Raw genomic sequence first — 20,740 nt, forward strand, 5'->3', positions numbered from 1 at the left:
GTGGCCGCCGATCTTCCCGAGGACGCGGCGGGAGGCCATCATATCGCGCCCGCTTTTCGGAGACTCTCCTCGGTGCGCAAGTCGGTTCTGTTTCTCGCGACGATCGCCAGTGCGTCTGGCGCGCAAGCGTCGCACGCTCCATTCACCACCGCGCACGGCGATTGGCCGAGCTATGCCGGCGACACGCGTGGAACGCGATATTCGCCGCTCGATCAAATCTCCGAGGCGAACTTCGGATCGCTCGAGATCGCGTGGCGGTTCAAGACCGATTCCCTCGGCACGCGTCCCGAGTACAAGCTCGAAGGGACACCGCTGGTAATCGGTGGGGTGCTGTACGCGACAGGCGGGACGGGCCGTGCGGTGGTGTCGCTCGACGCGGCGACCGGGGCCGTGAAATGGATCCATCGCGAAGACGAAGGCGCACGCGGCGCCGCCGCGCCGCGCCAGCTGTCCGGCCGCGGGCTCGCGTACTGGACCGACGGACGCGCCGAGCGAATTCTCTACGTCACGCCCGGCTATCGGTTGATCGCCCTCGACGCGAAAACCGGAGCCGTGATTCGGGGATTTGGCGACAACGGCGCCGTGGATCTCAAGACGGACGCCGACCAGACGATCATGCCAGATCTCATCACGGGGGAGATCGGGTTTCAGGGGGCGCCCGTGGTCGGCGGCGACGTCGTCGTGATCGGGGCGGCCTTCAGGGAAGGCACCGCGCCCAGGAGTTTCAAGAACAATAAAGGCTACATTCGCGGCTTCGACGTGCGCACCGGCAAGCGGCTCTGGACCTTTCACACGATTCCGCAAAAGGGCGAGCCGGGGTACGACACGTGGCTGAACGGGTCCGCCGAGTACACCGGCAATACCGGCGTCTGGTCGCAGGTGACCGTCGACGAGGAGCTCGGCCTGGTCTACCTGCCGGTCGAGTCGCCGACCGGCGACTACTACGGCGGGCATCGTCCGGGAAACAACCTGTATGGCGAGAGCCTCGTCTGCCTCGATCTTCGCACGGGTTTAAAGAAGTGGCATTATCAAATTGTGCATCATCCGATCTGGGACTTCGATCTGCCCGCCGCGCCCATTCTCGCCGACATTCGCGTCGGCGGGCGCCTGGTGAAAGCGGTGGCCGAGCCAACCAAGCAAGGCATTCTCTACGTCTTCGATCGCGTCACGGGCAAACCCGTCTGGCCGATCGGGGAGAAACCGGTCGAGAAGGGCGACGTGCCCGGCGAATGGTACTCGCCCACCCAGCCCATTCCGACCAAGCCCGCCGCGTATGCCAGAAACGGCACGTCCGTCGACGATCTGATCGACTTCACACCCGAGTTGCGCGCGCAGGCCACCGCGATCGCGTCGCACTACAAGCTCGGGCCCATCTTCACGCCGCCCGTCGCGAGCAAAGCCGACGGCCCGTTCGGCACGCTCGCGCGCGGACCGACGAATGGCGGATCGAACTGGCCAGGCGGCGCCTTCGATCCCGAGACGCACACGTTCTACGTCGCGTCGTCGAACGCCGCGGCCGTGGTGCTCGGACTCGTGCAGCCAATGAAGGATCGTTCGGACATGGACTGGATCGCGGGGAGCGCCGCACCAGGCGGTCGCGCGCTCGGCGGTGGCTTGTCCGTGCAGGGATTACCACTGTTCAAGCCGCCGTACGGAACGATGACGGCTATCGATCTCGATCGCGGCGACATCAAATGGCAAGTGCCGCACGGCGAGACGCCGGATGCCGTTCGCAATAGCGACGCGCTCAAAGGCCTCGCCATTCCGCGCACCGGCCAAGCGGGTTTCACGGTGGGCACGCTCGTGACCAAGACGCTGGTCATCGCGGGCGATGCGCAGGTGACCGCGCCGCCGGGCCGGACGCGCGGAGCCATGCTGCGCGCGTACGACAAGGCGACGGGCGCGGAAGTCGGATCGGTGCTCCTGCCCGCACCCGTGAGCGCGTCACCGATGACGTATGCCGTCGGCGGAACGCAATACATCGTCGTCGCGGTGAGCGGCGGACCCTTTTCCGGCGAGTATGTCGCGCTGCGTCTGCCGGCGGGACCACGCTGATGCCGCGACTGCGTTTCGTGATGCCGCTTGCGATCCTTCCAATGGCCGCGGCGCTCGCCGCGTCGCATTCGCGCTCGCCACATTCGACGACGCGCACCGTGTGGGACAGCGTGTACACGATGAATCAGGCGGCGCGCGGCGAGACGGCGTACGCCAGGTCATGCGCCCGCTGCCACGGCGCGTCGTTGAGCGGCGGCGATCAGTCGCCGCCGCTGTCCGGCGGCGCGTTTTTAGGAAACTGGAATGGAACGCCGTTGAGCGATCTCCAGACGCGCATCCTGACGACGATGCCCTCCGACAGCATCGGCATCTACAAGCGCGAGCTGGTTACCGACGTCATCGCGTATCTACTAAAGTCAAACGGCTTCCCCGCCGGCGCCGCCGAGCTGTCGCCGTTGCCGGATTCGCTCAAGGACATCACGCTTCGAACGAGCCGCTGACGCCCAGCGCCCAGCGCCCAACGCCCATCGCTAATACTTCAGCCCACTCGCCTCCGCGAACTCGCGCATCGCCTTTTCCTGCTCTTCCGTGAGCTTGTCCGGCACGTCGACCTGTACTTCGACGATCAAATCGCCGGTGCGATCGTCTTTCTTGATTCCCTGCCCGGGAACGCGAAGCCGCTTTCCACTCGGCGTACCGGGCGGAATTCGAATCGTGACTTTCTTTCCGTCGAGCGTCTTCACGCTGATCTTCGAGCCCAACGTCGCCTGCGCGATGTTGATCTTCACCGGCGCGACGACGTCGAGCCCTTCGCGCCGGAAGAACCGATCCGTCTCGACCTGAAACGTGATCAGCAGATCGCCCGCCGGCCCGTTGTGCGTGCCGCGTCCGCCCTGTCCTTTCAGCCGAATCTTCGTACCGGTGTCCACGCCCGCCGGAACCGTGATCATCATCTTTTTGCGAACACGAACTTCGCCCGCGCCGCCGCACGACGGACACTTCTCGCTCGGAATCGTCCCTTTGCCCAGACACATCGGGCACGGGCGCTGTACGGCGAATCCGCCCTGACCAAACGAAATCGTGCCGCGGCCCTGACACTCGGGGCACGTCTGAATCTTCGCGCCGGCGGCCGCGCCGCTGCCATGACACGTCGCGCATTCCTCGTTGACCTCGAGCTCGATCGGCACCTTGCCGCCCATCGCCGCCACGCGAAACGGCACCTGAAGCTGCGCTTCGACGTCGGCGCCGCGTTCGGGACCGCGCGCACGCGCGCCACCGCGCCCACCGCCGCCGAACATCGAGCTGAATAGGTCGCCCAATCCACCCAGTCCGACATCGCCAAGATCCTCGAAGTGGAAACTGGCGCCGCCGGGTCCACCCGGCGCGCCGCCGAACGGCGCGCCAGCGGGGCCACCCTGCGGACGACGAGCGCCGGCGCCACCACCGAAGCCACCGAACGCACCGAGTTGGCGCATCTGGTCGTATTGTTTGCGCTTGTCAGCATCGCCCAGGACCTGATACGCCTCCGAGATCTCCTTGAAGCGCTCGGCGGCCTTGGGATCGTTCGGGTTTTTGTCCGGGTGATGCTTCGCGGCGAGCTTCCGATACGCCTTCTTGATCTCGTCCTGCGTCGCCGACGCCGGAACTCCGATGACGGTGTAGTAATCCTTCGTCTGGGCCATATCGTGGCTAAAGATTGTTCCTCGCTCCGGCGCTGCGCACGTGCGCTCGGAATTTCGAATTCACCCCCTCACTACGTGGTCAGCCGTTCCACTGCTTCACGACGACGCGTGCGGGACGAAGGAGCTGCCCGTTGAATCGGTAGCCGACCTGGTACACGCGAGAGACGACGTGGTCGTCCTCGGGTGAGAGCGCGGGCTCCGTCGCCACCGCCTCCGAAGTCTGTGGATCGAACGATTGGTTGACTGGGTCAACCAATTCCATCCCCGCGCTCGTGAGTGCCTTCTGCAGCTTCTTCTCGACCATGTCGACACCCTGATGCAGCGTCGTCGCATCGGTCGTCGCCGGATCGATGTGCGCGAAGCGCGCGAGATCGTCGAGCCCATCGAGCAGCTGGCGTACGAGATCGGCCTGTGCACGGGCCGACAAATCCGCCCGCTCGCGCGCCGTGCGCTTGCGGAAGTTGTCGTACTCGGCGGCGAGCCGGAGATACTTGTCCTGCATCTCGGCGAAGCGCCGATCGGCCGACGACGAGCCAATGCCGAGGTCGTCCTCGGCGTTGACGCCGCTGCTGCCCGCCCCGCGCTCGAAGGTGTCTTCGCTACTCGGGCCGCCGTCGGCGGCGCCTGGATCGAAATCGTCGTTTTCGCGTGGTTCCATAGGGATAGAAAGGTTGCCGCTACGGCCTTACGGTGCAACGGCTAGACCACCCGATCTCTGCCTGAACGGCAGCGCCGTTTTCAACGCGCCCGCAACTGAAAGAGCCGGGCGGCAAGCGCCGGGATCGCCGCTCACGGCGCCAATTGCCGCCGCAGCAGTTCCATGGTCCACTGCGCCGAGCGCTGGCGAATCTCATCGCGATCGCCCCAAAGGTTCAATTGCTTCGCCGTCACGGTGCCCTCGACGTCCGCGCCGATCCACACGGTGCCGACGGGCTTCTCCGGCGTGCCGCCACCCGGACCGGCGACGCCGGTGATACCCAAACCGACGTTCGCCTTCGCCACGGCGCGCGCGGCCGTCGCCATGTGTCGCACGACTTCTTCACTCACGGCGCCGTGCTCGCGCAGTACCGAGTCTTCGACACCGAGCAGGTCGCGCTTGATGTCGTTGTGATACGCGATCACGCCACCGCGGACGACGTCGCTCGAGCCGGGAATCGCCGTCAACCGCGCGCCGAGCAGGCCGCCCGTGCAACTCTCGGCGACAGCGAGCGTGAGGCCTCGGCGTCGGAGCATCTCGAGCACGATGGCCGCGAGATCGGCGTCGTCTTCGCCGTAGATCGCGTCGCCGACGTGGGACCGAAGTCGTGAGGCCGCGGTCTCGAGGGTTGCATCCGCGCGGTCGGCGGGCAGATCGCGCACCGTCAGACGAAGGTCGACGCCGGCGATCGACGGCAGATACGCGAGCGAGACGCCCGCGAGCGGTCCGCCGTCCATGGCCTCGATGCGATCGGCGAGCAGCGATTCACCGATGCCGGTCGTGCGCAGGGTGAGGGACCGAACGACGGTACCGGTCGTGTATCGCTCGCGCAGGCGCGGGACGATCGTGTCGGCGAGCATGCCGCGCATCTCACGCGGCACGCCGGGCAGCATGGCGACCCACCGGCCGCGATCGTCCTCGAGCCAAATGCCAGGCGCGGAGCCGTGATTGTTGGTGAGCTTCACGGCGCCGTCGGGGATCATCGCCTGATTTCGATTCGACGCCGGCAGCGGCGCGTTGAAGCGTTTGCGCCAGCGCTCTTCCATCCACGCAACGTGCGCTTCGTCGAGATGCATGGCGCGGCCGAAGATCGCGGCGATCGACGGCTTGGTGAGATCGTCGGACGTGGGCCCGAGGCCGCCCGTCGTGATCACGGCGCCGGTGCGATCGAGCGCGTCGCGAACGGCGCGCGCGATGTCGGCGGCATCGTCGCCGACTGAGGTACGCTGTGCGATGCGCAATCCAATGGTTGCCAGCTCGCGGGCCGCATGCGCGCCGTTGGTGTCTACGGTGAAGCCGAGCAGCAATTCGTCACCGATTGTTACTAATTCAACGGCCGTTATCACCGAGATTGTTCCTCACTGCGGCGCTTCGCACCTCCGCTCGGAATTCCGCGGTTCACGATCTGTGATTTCCCGTCGCGAACACACCACGGAAATCACGCAGATAGATCACGAGCGAGTAGATCGTGAGGAACACCGCGCCGCACATCACGAGTGTGCCGACGGTCCCGTTGAACATCGCGAACGCGCGCCATGCCGACTGATTCTCCCAGTGCCGCTCCGCGGCCAGCGTCGTCGCCCAGAACCAGCAGTACGCCGAGCCTTGCCAGAAGAGCTGGAGACCGGTCTTCCATTTGGCGGGACCGATCGCGGAGATCACCACGCCGCGCCGCGCCGCCGCCTGGCGATACACGGTCATGAATACCTCGCGGCCCAGCACCACGATCACGATCCAGAGGGGCAGCGCGATCGGCCCGATCGGTGTGATGAAGGGAAAGCGCGGCGCGAGCAGGTACATCGCGATCAACGTCCCGACGAGCAGCGCCTTGTCGGCGAACGGATCGAGCAGCCGGCCGAGGTCCGTTTCTTCCTTGCGCGAGCGAGCGAGATAGCCGTCGATGTAATCGGTGATCGCCGCGAGCACGAACAACACGAACGCGCACAGCCTGAGCCCCGATGAGTTGGAGAACGGCAGAATCGCGATAGCCGGCGTCGCGACGATGCGGGCGATTGTCAGTGCGTTCGGAAGATTCATCCGCCGGCCGTAGGGATTCTTCGATTCCCTGTGCGTTGCTCAGGGTCGCTCAGGGTGACAAGCTACCTCAAGCGAGCGACTTGAGCACCAATTTGCTGACGGCTTTGAGCGTGTCGAACACACCCTCGCCGCTGACAGCGACGGCTTCGAAATACGGCGCGCGTTCGATCCACTCCCCGGACTCGAGCTGCTCGACGAGACTCTCGCCCGCATGATAGGGATCGGCGGTCGCACGCATGCGCGCGGGATCGGTCACTTCCCAGCCGGGGTTCAGCGCCGCCTGCAGATCCTTGATCGGCGACGCGTTCGGCAGATCGCGTTTGTTGTACTGGATGATGAAGGGCATCTTCGTCAGGTCGTAGCCGTATTCCGCCATGTTGTCATACAGATTCTGCATGGCTTCCTGATTCGCTTCCATGCGCTCGATCTGCGAATCGCCGACGAAGACGATGCCGTCCACACCCTTGAGAATGAGCTTGCGGCTGGCGTTGTAGTAGACCTGGCCCGGCACGGTATAGAGATGGAATCGGGTCTTGAAGCCGCGAATCGTTCCGAGATCGACCGGCAGGAAATCGAAAAACAGCGTGCGTTCGGTCTCCGTCGCGAGCGAGATGAGCTTGCCGCGCGTGTCGGGCGTGACTTTGCCGTAGACGTGCTCGAGGTTCGTCGTCTTGCCGCCCAGGCCCGGACCGTAATACACGATCTTGCAGTTGATCTCGCGTGACGCGTAGTTGATCATCGACATGGCTGTGATCCTCTACTGAAACAGCTTGTCGATCTCGTCGTCCGCGCCGGCGAGAACATTGGGATGGGTGTCCGTCTTCGCGCGCGCGAACACCTTGTCGAAGAGCTGCGTCAGCTCCGTGACGATGGCCTTCATCTTGAGACGGACGAGTCCGAGCGTCGTGCGATTGTCGAACAGCACGACGAGAATCACGCGCCGCGCGATGTCGGCGAGGTACATCGACTCCTTTTCGCCCTGGTGAAAGAGCGATTGGAAATCATTCTCGCCGATGAGTTTCGCCAGCTGGTCGTTGGCGCTGAAGTCGGCGGCGGTCAGCGTGGCGAATGCCGTGGGGTCGAAGTTCGGCCGCTCCCCGACCGTCGCGACGAGCTGCCCGGTGCGATCGACGAGCAACGCCGAGCGCGCGTTGGAGTCGGCGAGAAATCGCTCCAACGCGCTCGTGATCGCGCCAAAATCATCTTCGGTGAACGACCAACTTGCTGCACCAACCGGCATCGCGTGTCCTTGTGCCCGAAGTTCTCGCTGACGTGCTACTGGCTGCTACAGGCCGTGAGCGTCCAACCTCGCCTGCATCCGGCGCAGGAGGCGCTCGGCCCGGCGTCTCAACGCGGGCTCGCGTTCCCAGCCGAGATAGTCCGTGAGTATACGCGCGCTGTCGAGCCCCGGTTGACCCGCCAGGTGGCCGAGTGCGGCCAGACGCTTGAGCGGACGAGGACTGAACAGTTCACGACGGGAGCGGCGAATCTGTGTGCTCCAGACCACGGCCCCTAATACTAGACCGCCAAGGAAGCCGGCGGTCACGGCGGCAGACGCCGTGGCTACGCGGCGGCCGCTCACATTGCCCTCCGTGCCGCCAGCGCCTGGGCGATCGTGACGCCGTCGGCATACTCGAGGTCACCGCCGACCGGCAGACCGCGGGCGATGCGCGACACGGTCACGCCGCGCGGCGCGAGTTGCCCCTGAACGAAAAGCGCTGTGGCCTCGCCTTCGAGGCTTGGATTGGTCGCGATGATCACCTCACGAACGTCGCCGGAATTCACGCGCTCGAGCAATGCGTTCACCGTGAGGTCGTCGGGCCCGACGCCGTCGAGCGGCGAAAGCCGTCCGCCCAGCACGTGGTATGAACCACGGAACTCGCCGGCCCGTTCGATGGCGCCGATGTCGGATGCCTGCTCGACGACGCAGATGGTCGTGTCGTCGCGGCGCGGATCGCGGCAGATCGCGCACAGCTCGTCTTCGGTGAGATTGAAGCAACGCGTGCACGGCCGAATGCGTTCGCCGAGTGTGAGGAGCGCCTGCGCGAGTCGCTTGCTCTGGTCCGTCGGCTGGCGCAGCAAGTGATACGTGAGTCGAAGCGCCGTCTTCCGGCCGATGCCCGGTAGCCGCGACAACTCGGTGGCGAGATCATCGATCGCGGACATCAACTGCGCCGTGACATGCCGAATTGCGAGCGAAGGCGCGAGCGAAGGCGCGAGCGATGCGCAGCGCCGCGGCGAGCAACCATGGTCAAGATCAAAACGGCAGTTTGAATGGGAGATTCAACCCGCCGGTGAGTTTGCCCATCTGCTCCTGCGCGGCGGTCTGGGCCTTCTGCTGCGCGTCGGACACGGCGACGACCAGCAGGTCCTCGAGCATCTCGATGTCGGCCGGATTCACGACGCTCGCATCGAGCTTGATCTTCTTGATCTTGCCCGTGCCGGTGACGTCGGCGGTGACCATGCCGCCGCCGGCCGATCCGCTCACGGTGATCTGCTCGAGCTCTTCCTGAATCTTCTGGAACTTGCCCTGCATCTCCTGCGCTTGTTGCAGGATTTTCATGAAATCTGGCATGCGGGAAAGTTAGTTGGGCGATGGGCGGTGGGCGATGGGCGTGAAGCAACGCACCGCCGCTCCGCGCAGCGCTAATCGGCGACGTCCAGATCCAGCGCGTCGATCGCGGCGCTCAACACCGGATCGCGCTTCCTCAAGGCGGCGATGCGCTGAGCCCGCAGGTCTTCGTCGGTCAGGCGCTTCGGCGGCGCGGCGGGCGCACTTTCGTCTCGCCGAAGCTCGACGCGGTCTACGCCGGCAAACCACTCGCGGAGAATGCCGGCCAGCTCGGTGCGCGCCGACGTGATCGAGTGAGCGAAGATGTCATTCGCCTCGTCGAGCTCGATCGTGACCAGACCGTTCGCTGTCACGGCGACGGGCGACGCGTGCTCGAGCGCGCTGGCGAGCATCGGCTTGCCGGCCTCGCGAACGCGTTCGACGAGCGCGTCCCAGCGTCCGACGACCTGGCTCAGATCGAGTGACGCGCCTGATGCCTGCGTCGGTTCGCGACTGGGCGTCGCGACGATCGCGGGTGCAGCAGCGGACGTTGCGCGAGGGATTGGGCGCGATTCCGAACGTGGTTCAGCGCGCGGCTCGGCGCGCATCGCGGGTGCGGCGCTTCGTGCGCCAACGTTTCCGGCGCCTGCTCCACCAGTTGTAGCGCTGCCTCCGCCGCCGCCGCCTCCGCGGCCGCCGCCGCCAAGGCTGCGCAACACGTCCTCGAGATCGACCGAGCGATCGAGGAGCGCGAAGCGCACGAGCAACGTCTCGATGAGCAATTGCTGCTGGCCGCTCTTCCGAAAGCGAGGCTCGAGCTCACCGATCGCTTGCAGCATGCGGAGCAAATCGGCCGCGGCGAATCGATCCTTGCGCGAATCGAGCGCTTCGCGCGCGCGCTCGGACACGTCCGGCGGCTGGCCGCCGAGCACGATCGCGAGCTGCGCGCGAAGCATGTCGGCCAATCCGGTGAGAAAGCCGCCGAAATCAATTCCTGCTTCGGCGAGCCGCGACACGGCGGGAAAGACGTCCGCCGCGCGACGCTCAGCGACGAGATCGAGAATCGCGATGAACTCGTCCTCGGCCACGAGCCCCAGCGCCTCGCGCACCCGGTCGGCGGTGACGTCGCCCTCGCCCATCGACAGGACCTGATCGGTGAGACTGAGCGCGTCGCGCATCGATCCGTCGGCCGCCCGGGCGATGGCCGCAAGGGCTTCCGGCTCCGCACCGACGCCCTCGCTCGTGAGCACGTGTGACAGGCGCTCGCGAATCTCGCCCGGGCCAATGCGCTTGAGATCGAATCGCTGCACCCGGCTCAATACCGGCGCCGCGGCCTGCATGATCTTTTGCGGTTCGGTCGTCGCGAACACGAAGACGACGCGCGGCGGCGGTTCCTCGAGGATCTTGAGCAGCGCGTTCCACGCTTCGCGCGTGAGCATGTGCGCTTCGTCGACGATGTAGACCTTGTACCCCTGTTCCGCCGACGGCGCGTACATCGCGCGCTCGCGCAGCTCGCGCGCATCGTCCACGCCGCGATTGGACGCCGCGTCGATCTCTACGACGTCGAGGCTCGCCGCGCCGCTCCAGATGCGGCGGCAGGATGCGCACTCTCCGCAGGGCTCACTCGCTTCGCTCATGAGCCGCGCTTTATTCAAATCGGCGTCGCCGTTGGCGACGCCTCCTGCTGCCTTCCCTTTTTCCAGTTCCTCGAGGCGCCGAGCGGCATCCACGCGGCGTTCGCAGTTGAGCGCCATCGCGAGCACGCGGGCGAGCGTCGTCTTGCCCGTACCGCGCGGACCGCAGAGCAGGTAGCCGTGTGCAACGCGTCCCCGCGCTATTGCGCCCTTGAGCGTGGATGAAACGTGCGACTGTACGGCGACGTCGGCGAAGCGCTTCGGGCGATACTTGCGGGCGAGGGCGATGGACATGGCGGGAATCGCAATCTACCGCGCGCTTCCGCGCGGGACAAAGCATTGACAAATGCTTCGCGCGCGACGCCGGAGAAAATGAAAAACGCGGGGATGCCGCTCGCATGAGCGCATCTCCCGCGTAATACCCCAGGTCTGACGAAGCGACGTCAGACACCTCGTACCGCTGCTACCTTCGGGGTCCTGACGGAGTTGGAAGGCTGACGCCCTCCGGGACCTGGGGCACCGAGTAATGTAAGCGCGGTACCGCGTGATTCAAGCACGCTCGACGTTGCGATGGACGGTGGGTTCGATGTTGCGCTCATGTTGCGCTCGGGGCGCGAGCGGTGACAGTTTTATGGACCGAACATTCCCCGAATACCTACTATGGCGGCGAAGAAGAAATCTGCAAAAAAGAAAACGCCGGTGCGCAAACCCGCGAAGAAGCGCGACGCTCCCATCACTCGGCTGCGTGAGATCTGTCTCGCGCTGCCCGAAACCGCGGAAGTCGAAGCGTGGGGCGAGCCGACGTTTCGCGTGAAAGGAAAGATCTTCGCGATGCATGCGTCCGACGGCAATCATCACGGCGCCGGGCGACCCGCGGTGTGGATTCTTTCCGTTGGCCTGGAGCAGGATCTCGTGCTACGCGCGCGGCCCGATCGCTACTTCAAACCGCCGTACGTTGGACCGAGCGGGTGGATTGGCGCGTGGCTCGATCGTAATCCGCCGTGGAGCGAGATCGCCGAGTTGATTCGCGACGGCTGGCGGAGGCGTGCGCCGAAAAAAGTCGCGGCCCTCCTCGGCGAGTGAGAGATCCGTCACTTCGCTCAGGATGACATGCGCGGCGCCAACGCCGCGCCTGTCAATTCCACTTCAGTCCGCGCAGCTGATCGAGATTCACGTTGCCGCCGGAAAGCACGGCAACGACCTTCGAGCCTTTCGGCAGCGGCACGAGGCCGTGAAGCAGCGCACCGACGGGTGCGGCCGCGGCGCCCTCGAGCACCAGCTTGCAGCGCTCCATCACCCAGATCATCGCCTCGAAGATCTCCTTGTCGGGCAGCGTCACGATGTCGTCGACGAAGCGTTGCACCACGGAGAAGTTGAGCTCTCCGGCGCGGCGCACGCGGAGGCCGTCGATGATCGTGTTGCACTCGATCGTCTCGAGCTTGCCCGCGTCGAGACTGCGGCGCATCGCCGGACCGTCGGACGACTCGACGCCGATCACCTTGATCTTCGGGTTGTGACTCTTGACCGCCATCGAGACCCCGGAGATCAATCCCCCGCCGCCGATGGGCACAACGACGGCATCGACGTCGGGCCAATCCTGAATGATCTCGAGACCGAGCGTCCCCTGCCCCGCGATGAGCTGTTCGTCGTCGAACGGATGCACGTACGTCAGTCCCTGCGTGCGCACCAGTTCCTTCGCCTTCTCATTTGCTTCGTCCCAGATCGTCCCGTGCAGCACGACTTCGGCGCCGTAGCCCTTGGTGGCGGCGATCTTCGCCGGCGTGGCGTTTTCCGCCATGCAAACGACAGCGCGAATACCGTGAATCTTCGCCGCGAGCGCGACCCCCTGCGCGTGGTTCCCGGCTGACGAGCAGACGACGCCGCGGCGTTTCTGCTCCTCGGGCATGAGGGCGAACTTGTTGAGCGGGCCGCGAATCTTGTACGAGCCGACGCGCTGGAACATCTCGGCCTTCAGGCGAACGTCGTATCCCGTTGCTTCGCTCAATTGCCGGGACGTGAGCAGCGGCGTGTGCTTGATGTGCGGCGCGATACGCGCGCGCGTTTCCTCGAAGTCGCGAAGCGTCAGCGTGAACGGCATGTCGTCGGGTCCAGGAGGGTCAAAGGCTCGGGAGAGAGCGGAAAGTAACGACGTGTTCAGCGCGCCGGCCAGTCACGGGCTGCTCGCACCATGCGCGTGTTACGCGTGTTCCGCGCGCTACGCGCGTTACGCGCGTTACGCGCGCTCCAGCAGGTCACGCAGCGTCTCGCCGGCGCGCCGGCAGTCCTCGGCGCTCACGTCGAGGTGCGTGACGAGCCGCAGCCGCGTCGGCGACCACTCGGCCACGAGAATGGTCTGCTCGCGCGCCGCCATGGCGATTTGTCCGGCGATGGGCGATGATAGATCTATCATTACAATATTGGTATCGGGCGCCACGACGCTCGCGCCGCCCGCGCCGTCGATCAGGCTCGCGAGCAGCCGGGCATTCGCGTGGTCGTCGGCCAGGCGATCGAGATGGTGGTCCAGGCCATACAACACCGCGGCGGCGAGAATGCCGGACTGGCGCATCGCACCGCCGAACAGTTTGCGCGCGGTCCATGCCTCTTCGATGTGCTCGCTACTGCCGGCCAGTGCCGCGCCGACCGGCGCCCCCAGGCCCTTGGAGAACGCGACCATCACCGTATCGGCATACGATGCGATCTCGTCGAGCGGAACGCCTGACGCGACGCTCGCATTCCACAGGCGCGCGCCGTCCATGTGGACCGGCACATCGTGCTCGTCCGCGACGTCTCGAATGGCGCGCAGTTCATCGATCGGCGTAATCACACCGCCCGCGCCGTTGTGCGTGTTCTCGACGCACACGAGACTCGCCGCCGGGTAGTAGCGCGATTGTGGCCGAAACGCGGCGCGCAAATCGTCGGCGCTCATCGCGAGCCCGGAGGGGACCACGGTCAACACCTGGGCGCCGCTCAGCACCGCGGTCGCCGCGATCTCGCTATGGACGATGTGTGCATCGACGTCGAGGAGCACTTCGGTGCCGCGATCCGCGTGCACCCAGATGCCGGCCTGATTGGCCATGACACCGCTGGGAAAGAACAACGCGGCTTCCTTGCCGAGCATCGTGGCGACGCGCTCTTCGAGGCGGCGCGTGGTGGGATCGCCGTCGCGCTCGTCATCGCCCACTTCCGCGGCGGCCATGGCGGCGCGCATGCCGGGCGTCGGCTTCGTGACAGTATCTGATCGAAGGTCGATTGGCATGCGGAGAAGATAGTTGTGTTGTGCCCGCGCGCCGCGGGCGCGCGAGGGAATGGCGCGGCTGACGCCGCAGGGGATGGCGCGCGCGGTGCGCGCAGGGGAAGCGGGCCTCGTCGTTGCCTGCGACCGAAGGTCGCGCCATGCCCGCCGAACGCAGTGAGGCCACTCCCGCGCGGCCGCAGGCCGCGCCACACCCTCGCGCGCCTACGGCGCGCGGCCTCAAGCGGCCTCAGTCTGTCAGTACCTCTCTCTGCACCTTCCGAATTCGCCGCAGCTCCGCGACCTGCCCCACCTCGCCGCCGAGAATGAAGATCATCGCGGCGTAGTAGAACCACACGACGACGATGACGATTCCCGTCAGCGTGCCGGTGTACAGCGACGCCGGATTGAACGTCTGCGTGTAGTAGGCGAAGATGGTTCGCGCTCCCTCGAACGCGATGCTCGTGAAGAGCGACGCGATCCACGCCGTCTGCGTGCGCACGCGGCGAATGGGCAGATACTTGTACAGCGCGAAGAACATCAGCGCGAGAAAGACGAAGGCGATCGATCGAACGATCCACGCCTCGAGACCGCCCATCACGTCCTTCCGCAGACCCATCTGCTCGAGGACACCGACGCCGCTGTGGGTGGCCAGCGTGGCGTAGGTGTTGACCGTCACGCTCGCGACGAACAACAGCGTGGAGACCACGGTGATCTTCACGTCGAAGATTTTGCCCGCGATGATGCCGCGCTCGCTCTCGATGTCGAACACGCTCGCGAGCACCGTGCGCAGCGATCCGAACAGACGCGTCGAGAACCACACGAAGCCGATCGAGCTGTAGATCGTGATCGAACCGCGCGTCCGGAACAGCTCGGCGAGCAGCGTATCGATCGCCGAGTTGCCTTCGGCGTGGGAGGGCAGCATGCGGTCGATGTACTCGCGCACCGTCGCGGCGGAATGGGCCGCCGAACCGAGCTGCGCGTCGTGCACGAATAACGGCAGGATGTACGTCAGTCCGTTCACCAGCAGCAGGATGAACGGAACGGCCGCCAGGATCAGGTTGAAGGCGATCCCGCCGGCCAGAAACAAGACGTTGTCTTCACCGCTGTTGTCCCAGACGCGCTTGGCGTAGTCGCGAAGCGTCCAGCCAAGGCTGACGTAGAACGGTCGGCCGTGGCGCCGGGATGCGGTGACCGGCGACGCGGTGGCGATTCGTCAGCCCTCGTCGTCGCCGGACAGTGCCGCGGCCCGAGCGCGGCTGCGCGGTCGCTCGGCGGGACGTTCACTCGCCGCATCGTTGGTGTTGTACGATGCCTTCGATTCGGCGATGCGGCGTTGGAGCTCCATCCGCGCTTCCTCGGCGGCGGCGCGCCCGGCTTCCATCGCGCGCTGCACCTGCTCCTTCTTGAGATCGATCGCCTGTCGCGCCGAGTCGATCTGTTCCTCGACTCGACGTCGCGCCTCGTCGAACGTGCCGACGACCGTGTCGGTGACGTTCGAGACGGTATCTTCGGCCGCCTGGCGCACACGCGCCGCGCGGCGCTTGATGTCGCGCCGCGTCGCCGCGCCGGAGCGCGGGGCGAACAGCAGCGCCACTCCCGCGCCCACCGCCAAGCCGATGAGGAACGGCTTAAAGCCGGCCTCGTGCTTCTCGATCACGACATACCGTTCGTCGTCGTCGAAGTCGTACCGCGACATCTCACTTCCTCCGTTCGCGATGAATCAACGCTTCTTGGTGGGTGGTTTCTTGATGGCGCCGGACGGACGAGAAACCGACGCATCCGCCGGCGGCTTGACGTGCCTGCCGTTGTCTCCGTCCGAATCGCTGACGAACGCCACGTCCGACTCCGTCTGTTCCGCTTCACCGGTGAGCAATGCCTGCATGTCGCGGCGTACGTCGTCGGGGCTCACGCCAAGCAACTTGGCCGTGCGCCCCACGTCGCCGTTCGTCGAGGCGAACGTGCGCAGCGTCATCTGCCGGCGCGCCGAATTCATGCTCGAGCCGACGGGGATCGTGACCGACGCCGCGACTTCCGGCGCGTTGCGCAGATGGCGTTGCAACATGTCGTTCAGCACGATCTTGTCGCCGCGCGCCATGATCACGGACCGTTCGACGGCATTCTTCAGCTCGCGCACATTGCCGGGCCAGTGATACGAGAGAATCCAGTCCCACGCCGCGGTATCGAAATCGGTGATCTGCTTGCCGTTCTGGCTCGCGTAGCGATGCAGGAACTCGTTGGCCAGCAGTTGCACGTCCTGCGAGCGCTCGCGAAGCGGTGGCAGATCGATCTGCACGACGGCGAGACGATAATAGAGATCCTCGCGGAGCTCGCCCTCGCTGATCGCCTTCTGCAGATCCTTGTTCGTCGCCGCGACGATCCGGATATCCACCTGGATTTCCTTCTTGCCGCCCAGGCGGCGAACCTGCCGTGTCTCGAGCGCGCGCAGGAGCTTCACCTGAATGTCCGGCGACATCTCGGCGACTTCGTCGAGGAAGATCGTCCCGCCGCTCGCCATCTCGAACGCGCCGGGCTTTTCGTTCGTCGAGCCCGTGAACGCGCCCTTCTCGTGGCCGAACAATTCATTCTCGAGAATCTCTTTCGGGAGCGCCGCGCAATTGAGCGCGAAGAACGGTCCCTTGGCGCGATCGCTCTTCGAGTGCACGGCGCGCGCAACGAGCTCCTTCCCCGTTCCGGACTCGCCGAGAATCAGCACGCTCGCCGTCGATGGCGCGACGGCGTCGATGATCTGATACACCTCGCGCATGGAATCCGACTGGCCCGTCAGCTCGCCGTAGTGCGTCAGTCCTTCGAGCTTGGACGTCAGCTCGCGGTTCTTCTGCTGCACGTTGAACTTGTCGATCGCCTTCGGAATGAGCGCCTTCAGGCGGTTCAACTTTTCGGCGTTGAGCGGTTTCTCGATGTAATCGTACGCGCCTTGCTGCATCGCCTGCACCGCGGAGTCCACGGTGGCCTGGCCGGTGATGATGATGCACTCGGTGGGGATCTGCTTCTGCTGCAGCTCGCGCAAGAGACTCAGACCGTCGAGCTTGGGCATCTTGAGATCGGCGAGCACCACGCCGTACCGGTCGTTGCTCAACTCCTCGAGCGCCTTCTGGCCGTCGGCGACGACGTCGACGGTATAGCCTTCGTCGGCGAGAATGGCGCTCAAGCCGGCGGTGATCGCCTGCTCGTCGTCAGCGATGAGGACCTTCGCGTTTGGATGCTTCATGCAATCTCTCGAGCGCCCTCGTCTAGCGAGGGAAGCTGATGGAAATGGCGGACGGTACCGCCTGAATTCGAATTCCTGCATCGCGAAGAGCGTCGACGACCGCCCGATCGGGCTGTCGTAACTCCGCGCCGCCTCGACTTTCGATTTTCACGGTCACACCTGCATCGTCGGCCACTGCGCCGGCGACCACGTGCGGGGACGAGTCGATGGCGGCCAGCAGACACTCCGCGATCGCGAGCCGAGCCGCATTGCCCTCCGCCGACGTCGCGCCGAGGTCGTCGAGCGAGCCTTCCAGCTCGAGCGCACGGCCGTCTGCCTTCGCCGAACGTTCCAACAACGTGACCACGTTGCGCAGCGTGCTTGCAATCTCGACCGGCGAGCGCGGCTCGCGAGCGAGCACCAGCAGCGCGGCCGACATGTCGATGACAATGTCGAATTGCGCGACCGCGGAATTGGCATAGGTCTTCACGGCCGACGCCGGGGAATCCGGCTTTTCGGCGCGCGAGCGCACCACCTCGAGATTCACCGACACCCCGTTGAGCGCGCCCTTGAGCTCGTGCGCGACGCGTGCGCTGACGCGATTGAACGCGCCAAGCCACAGGACGTCAACGCCCGAGACGATCGGCATTCCGGATGGTGGAGTGGCGAACCGTGCGCCCATGCGCCCCCGCGCTCAATCGCTCAAATCCGCGTCGTCGGGCGCCGCGGCCACCGCCACCGCTTCGCTCGGATCGACCCGGTGGTGCACCGGCGGCTTCACGTATTTCTTGACGATGCCCGCCGTTCCCTGAATGGCCAGCTGCTTGAAGAGAAAGCCGAACTTCTCGTCGTACGCGGCGGCGAGGACCGCCTTCGCATCGGCGGGAAGGTCCCACGTCTGGCGCTTGAACGGACCAATCGCCTTCTTGCGTGTTTTGTAGATGAACTGCTCGTCCGTATCGGTGGGCTTGCGCTCGTCTTTCGCGTTCTCGCGCAGCCACTCGTAGATCGAGTCGCGCAGCGACGCCGGCATGTGATCGTACAGCATGTTCTGGAAATTCGTCGCGAGGTGAATTTCCGCCGTCTCCCGCTTTGGGAAATTGTGAAACGCGCTGTCGGGCAGCGTCGACGCGCCGTGCTGTACCGCACCCGCGAGCCCGTACTCGTCGCGCGCCGCTTTCGAGAGCCGCTCGAGCGTATCGAGATCGAGCTTCACGTCGGCGATGCTGCCGTCGGCGAGCACCACGCCGCCATGGGACGTTCCGGATTGCACGCTGATCTTGGACAGGCCCGTCATGCCCTTCGGCAAGCTGCGGTTAAAGCCATCCATGTACGCGCGCATCTCTTCGACCGTGCTGTTCTCGGTTCCAACCTCGCCGATCTCGCCGCCGACGGAGATCGTGACGCCCGCGGGCTGCAGCTCGCGCACGGTTTTCAGGATGTCGATACCAACTTCATAATTCAATTTCTGTTGTGCGTCGAGATCCGGCTTGTGGATGTCGACGAGCGTCGAGGTATCGATATCGATGTTGTAGAAGCCGGCGGCGATCGCCTCGCGCGCGAGCGCTTTGACCGCGTCGACTTCGGGCTTCGGATCGGCCGCGTACTTCTTCGCGTTCACCTGGAAGTGATCGCCCTGGATGAACAACGGTCCCCGGAAGCCCTCGCGCATCGCCGCGGCAAGCACCACCGCGACATACTCGGCGGGCCGCTGATCGGTGTACGCGATCTCCGAGCGCGCGATCTCGAGAATGAAGGCGCCCGCGTCGAGCTTGATGGCCGTACGGAAGATCGACCGCGCCGTGTCGTACGTCATGCCCCGGACGTTGATCGCGGGCACCGTGAAGCCGTGGATCTCGCCGCGGCCGCGCGCCATGTAGAGATCCTGAATCGACGCCGGCTGCACGCCAACCGCCTGACCGATCTCCCAGATCAGCCAGCGGGCATGCTCTTTTTCGTCGGCCTCGCCGAAGACCGCGGCGCGGACGAGCGTGTCCATCGCTTCCGATTGGAGCGACGACTGCCCTGCTATCGATGCTTTGCCGTCTCGCACCGACACATCGGCGCCAAACAGGTTGTTGAGGGTATCGAGCTTGTCCATTTCCGGGAAATTGGGATGTAGCAGAAGATTACAGCGAACTGCGAGTGGAAACAGCGATTGGAAACTGCGATTGGAAAAGGCGAATGGAAACTACGAGTGGAAACGGCGCCTTTTCCATTCGGGTCTTCCATTCGCTGTTTCCATTCGCTCCTTCCAATCGCTCTTGCCAGTCGCCCTTCTCGTGCTTTTTTCTAATCGCTACACACTGTATCGCTCATCAGGCTTCGGTAGCAGGTTCCATTCCTGCCGAGCCTGCTCGGCGTCCGCCCGGCCGAGCATGGCGTACGTGAACTGCTTGCCGAGCTCCACCCCGGGCTGATCGAGCGGGTTTACGCCGTACAACTCGCCGGCGTAGATGGTCGCGATCTCGAGCAGCATGAACAGCGCACCGAGGTGCCAGGCGTCCACGCGATCGGCGTGAATCGTCATGTTCGGGCGGCCACGTCGCGCCAACGCGCCGGCGGTGGCACGCTGCTCGATCGACAACAGCTCACCCAACTGATGCCCGCCGAGATAGCCCAGTTCCTTCACATCGGAATGTAGCCGGGGAATGGTCAGGTCGGTGCCGCCTTCGCGCACCGAAATGAACGTGACCGTCTTGTCCGGCGGACCCTCCATGAACAGTTGGACCTTGCTGTGCTGGTCCGTCGCGCCCAACGCGCCGAGCGGGGTCGGGCCGACACCCTTGTCACCCTTCTCGCGATGCTTTCCCAGGCTCTCCGCCCACAACTGCACGAACCAGTCGGCGATGTCACGCAGCGGGTCGGAGTAGGGCATCAGAACGTGGATGTGTCGCCCAAGCTTGGTATCAGCCAGATACTGGAGCGTCGCGAACACGCCGGCGGGGTTCTGCGCGAGCCGATCGCCGGCGCATTGCTTGGCGATGTCGGCCGCGCCCGCGAGCAGTTGCGATGTATCGATCCCGACGAGCGCGGCGGGGAGGATGCCGACGGGCGTCAGCACGCTGTACCGCCCGCCAACCGCCGGGGGAATGTCGAGCGCCGGAATCTTCTCCGCATTCGCGATCTGGCGCAGCGCACCCTTCTGCGGATCTGTCACGAAAACCAGATGGTCCGCCGGATTCTTGGTCGACGCAATGAGCCGCTCACGAATGACGAGATACTGCGACATCGTCTCCGCGGTGCCGCCCGACTTCGACGTGACGATGAAGAGCGATCGCTCGAGCGACAGGCGGCCGAGGAGCGCCGAGATCGTGTGTGGATCGACGTTGTCGAGGACGTGAAGGCGAGGCTGACCACCCCGCTCCTCGGCGCCCAGTGAATTCCAGGCGGGCTTGAGGAGGGCCGTGCGAAGCGCGATGGGGCCGAGCGCGGATCCGCCGATGCCGAGCACCACCACGTCATCGAACTTGCCGCGGACGCGCGCGGCGAAGTCGGTGCTCTGGCGATGCAGCGCATTGTCGGACGGCAGCGCCAGGAATCCGAGATCGCCGGCATCGCGACGTCGACCGAGACCGGTGTGCGCGCGGCGGAATGCGTCGGGGACGGCGCTCCAGTCGGCGGCGGAAATGCCGCCGTCGATCACGTCGCCCATCATGTTCGTGTAGTCGATGCGAAGGGTCATGGGAGTGGGGTCGGCA

Annotated in this window: 21 protein-coding genes and 1 other RNA gene; 3 read left to right on the forward strand and 19 right to left on the reverse strand. The window is 65.3% G+C overall.

Translation table 11 applies throughout. From position 1 onward, the window contains the following. Positions 1-72: 72 nt before the first annotated feature. Together VN706_00220 and VN706_00225 are read left to right on the forward strand one after the other, a co-directional pair. Complete coding sequence (locus VN706_00220) at positions 73-2,055, forward strand: PQQ-binding-like beta-propeller repeat protein (protein HXT14020.1); 1,983 nt, start codon at positions 73-75, stop codon at positions 2,053-2,055. Further along, positions 2,055-2,495, forward strand: a complete 441-nt coding sequence (locus tag VN706_00225; protein ID HXT14021.1) for a cytochrome c — start codon at positions 2,055-2,057, stop codon at positions 2,493-2,495. Before VN706_00220 ends, VN706_00225 begins: the two co-directional genes overlap by 1 nt. 30 nt (positions 2,496-2,525) lie before the next feature. On the opposite strand, the gene VN706_00230 is transcribed toward VN706_00225, so the two are convergent. The 11 genes from VN706_00230 to ffs form a co-directional block, all read right to left on the reverse strand. Continuing rightward, on the reverse strand, positions 2,526-3,677 hold the full coding sequence (locus VN706_00230; GenBank protein HXT14022.1) for a J domain-containing protein: 1,152 nt from the start codon (positions 3,675-3,677) through the stop codon (positions 2,526-2,528). A 79-nt stretch (positions 3,678-3,756) separates the two neighbouring features. Next, positions 3,757-4,335 carry a nucleotide exchange factor GrpE gene (locus VN706_00235; protein ID HXT14023.1) on the reverse strand — a complete coding sequence of 193 codons (579 nt, stop codon included), beginning with the start codon at positions 4,333-4,335 and terminating at the stop codon, positions 3,757-3,759. A gap of 131 nt (positions 4,336-4,466) precedes the next feature. Beyond that, the gene (locus VN706_00240) at positions 4,467-5,720 is read right to left on the reverse strand and encodes a competence/damage-inducible protein A (protein ID HXT14024.1); all 1,254 of its coding nucleotides are present in this window, start codon (positions 5,718-5,720) and stop codon (positions 4,467-4,469) included. Between the two features lie 52 nt (positions 5,721-5,772). Beyond that, positions 5,773-6,411 carry a CDP-alcohol phosphatidyltransferase family protein gene (locus VN706_00245; GenBank protein ID HXT14025.1) on the reverse strand — a complete coding sequence of 213 codons (639 nt, stop codon included), beginning with the start codon at positions 6,409-6,411 and terminating at the stop codon, positions 5,773-5,775. Positions 6,412-6,478: 67 nt separating this feature from the next. Further along, a complete protein-coding gene (locus VN706_00250; protein HXT14026.1) occupies positions 6,479-7,156 on the reverse strand; it encodes a GTPase domain-containing protein in 678 nt (225 codons plus the stop codon). Between the two features lie 12 nt (positions 7,157-7,168). After that, a complete protein-coding gene (locus VN706_00255) occupies positions 7,169-7,651 on the reverse strand; it encodes a roadblock/LC7 domain-containing protein (GenBank protein HXT14027.1) in 483 nt (160 codons plus the stop codon). 45 nt (positions 7,652-7,696) lie between these two features. Beyond that, positions 7,697-7,993, reverse strand: coding sequence for a hypothetical protein (locus tag VN706_00260; GenBank protein HXT14028.1), 297 nt, complete (start codon positions 7,991-7,993; stop codon positions 7,697-7,699). Further along, a complete protein-coding gene (gene recR / locus VN706_00265) occupies positions 7,990-8,577 on the reverse strand; it encodes a recombination mediator RecR (GenBank protein ID HXT14029.1) in 588 nt (195 codons plus the stop codon). Before recR ends, VN706_00260 begins: the two co-directional genes overlap by 4 nt. A 91-nt stretch (positions 8,578-8,668) precedes the next feature. Next, positions 8,669-8,986, reverse strand: a complete 318-nt coding sequence (locus tag VN706_00270; GenBank protein HXT14030.1) for a YbaB/EbfC family nucleoid-associated protein — start codon at positions 8,984-8,986, stop codon at positions 8,669-8,671. Between the two features lie 71 nt (positions 8,987-9,057). Further along, positions 9,058-10,890, reverse strand: a complete 1,833-nt coding sequence (gene dnaX / locus VN706_00275; GenBank protein ID HXT14031.1) for a DNA polymerase III subunit gamma/tau — start codon at positions 10,888-10,890, stop codon at positions 9,058-9,060. A gap of 125 nt (positions 10,891-11,015) precedes the next feature. Further along, an RNA gene (ffs, locus tag VN706_00280) (signal recognition particle sRNA small type) lies at positions 11,016-11,112 on the reverse strand. 144 nt (positions 11,113-11,256) lie between these two features. Here ffs and VN706_00285 point away from each other — a divergent pair. Beyond that, positions 11,257-11,679 carry an MmcQ/YjbR family DNA-binding protein gene (locus VN706_00285; GenBank protein ID HXT14032.1) on the forward strand — a complete coding sequence of 141 codons (423 nt, stop codon included), beginning with the start codon at positions 11,257-11,259 and terminating at the stop codon, positions 11,677-11,679. Positions 11,680-11,731: 52 nt separating this feature from the next. Here VN706_00285 and ilvA read toward each other — a convergent pair whose 3' ends face one another. From ilvA to VN706_00325, 8 genes are all read right to left on the reverse strand, one after another. Then, complete coding sequence (gene ilvA, locus VN706_00290) at positions 11,732-12,694, reverse strand: threonine ammonia-lyase (protein ID HXT14033.1); 963 nt, start codon at positions 12,692-12,694, stop codon at positions 11,732-11,734. A gap of 135 nt (positions 12,695-12,829) precedes the next feature. Continuing rightward, positions 12,830-13,852 carry a GntG family PLP-dependent aldolase gene (locus VN706_00295; protein ID HXT14034.1) on the reverse strand — a complete coding sequence of 341 codons (1,023 nt, stop codon included), beginning with the start codon at positions 13,850-13,852 and terminating at the stop codon, positions 12,830-12,832. A 226-nt stretch (positions 13,853-14,078) separates the two neighbouring features. Further along, entirely contained in the window at positions 14,079-15,041 is a 963-nt protein-coding gene (locus VN706_00300) for a YihY/virulence factor BrkB family protein (GenBank protein HXT14035.1), read from the reverse strand. 3 nt (positions 15,042-15,044) lie between these two features. Beyond that, positions 15,045-15,527 (reverse strand): YtxH domain-containing protein, encoded by a 483-nt coding sequence (locus VN706_00305; GenBank protein HXT14036.1) that lies wholly within the window; start codon positions 15,525-15,527, stop codon positions 15,045-15,047. A 24-nt stretch (positions 15,528-15,551) separates the two neighbouring features. After that, positions 15,552-17,060, reverse strand: a complete 1,509-nt coding sequence (locus VN706_00310; protein HXT14037.1) for a sigma-54 dependent transcriptional regulator — start codon at positions 17,058-17,060, stop codon at positions 15,552-15,554. Positions 17,061-17,082: 22 nt separating this feature from the next. Further along, positions 17,083-17,688, reverse strand: a complete 606-nt coding sequence (locus VN706_00315) for a hypothetical protein (protein HXT14038.1) — start codon at positions 17,686-17,688, stop codon at positions 17,083-17,085. Between the two features lie 45 nt (positions 17,689-17,733). After that, the gene (locus VN706_00320; protein ID HXT14039.1) at positions 17,734-19,140 is read right to left on the reverse strand and encodes a class II fructose-bisphosphate aldolase; all 1,407 of its coding nucleotides are present in this window, start codon (positions 19,138-19,140) and stop codon (positions 17,734-17,736) included. Positions 19,141-19,338: 198 nt separating this feature from the next. Then, positions 19,339-20,724 carry a glucose-6-phosphate isomerase gene (locus VN706_00325; GenBank protein ID HXT14040.1) on the reverse strand — a complete coding sequence of 462 codons (1,386 nt, stop codon included), beginning with the start codon at positions 20,722-20,724 and terminating at the stop codon, positions 19,339-19,341. Positions 20,725-20,740: the final 16 nt, after the last annotated feature.

Source organism: Gemmatimonadaceae bacterium, from assembly GCA_035606695.1.
In the GTDB taxonomy this organism is placed as follows: Bacteria; Gemmatimonadota; Gemmatimonadetes; order Gemmatimonadales; family Gemmatimonadaceae; genus JAQBQB01.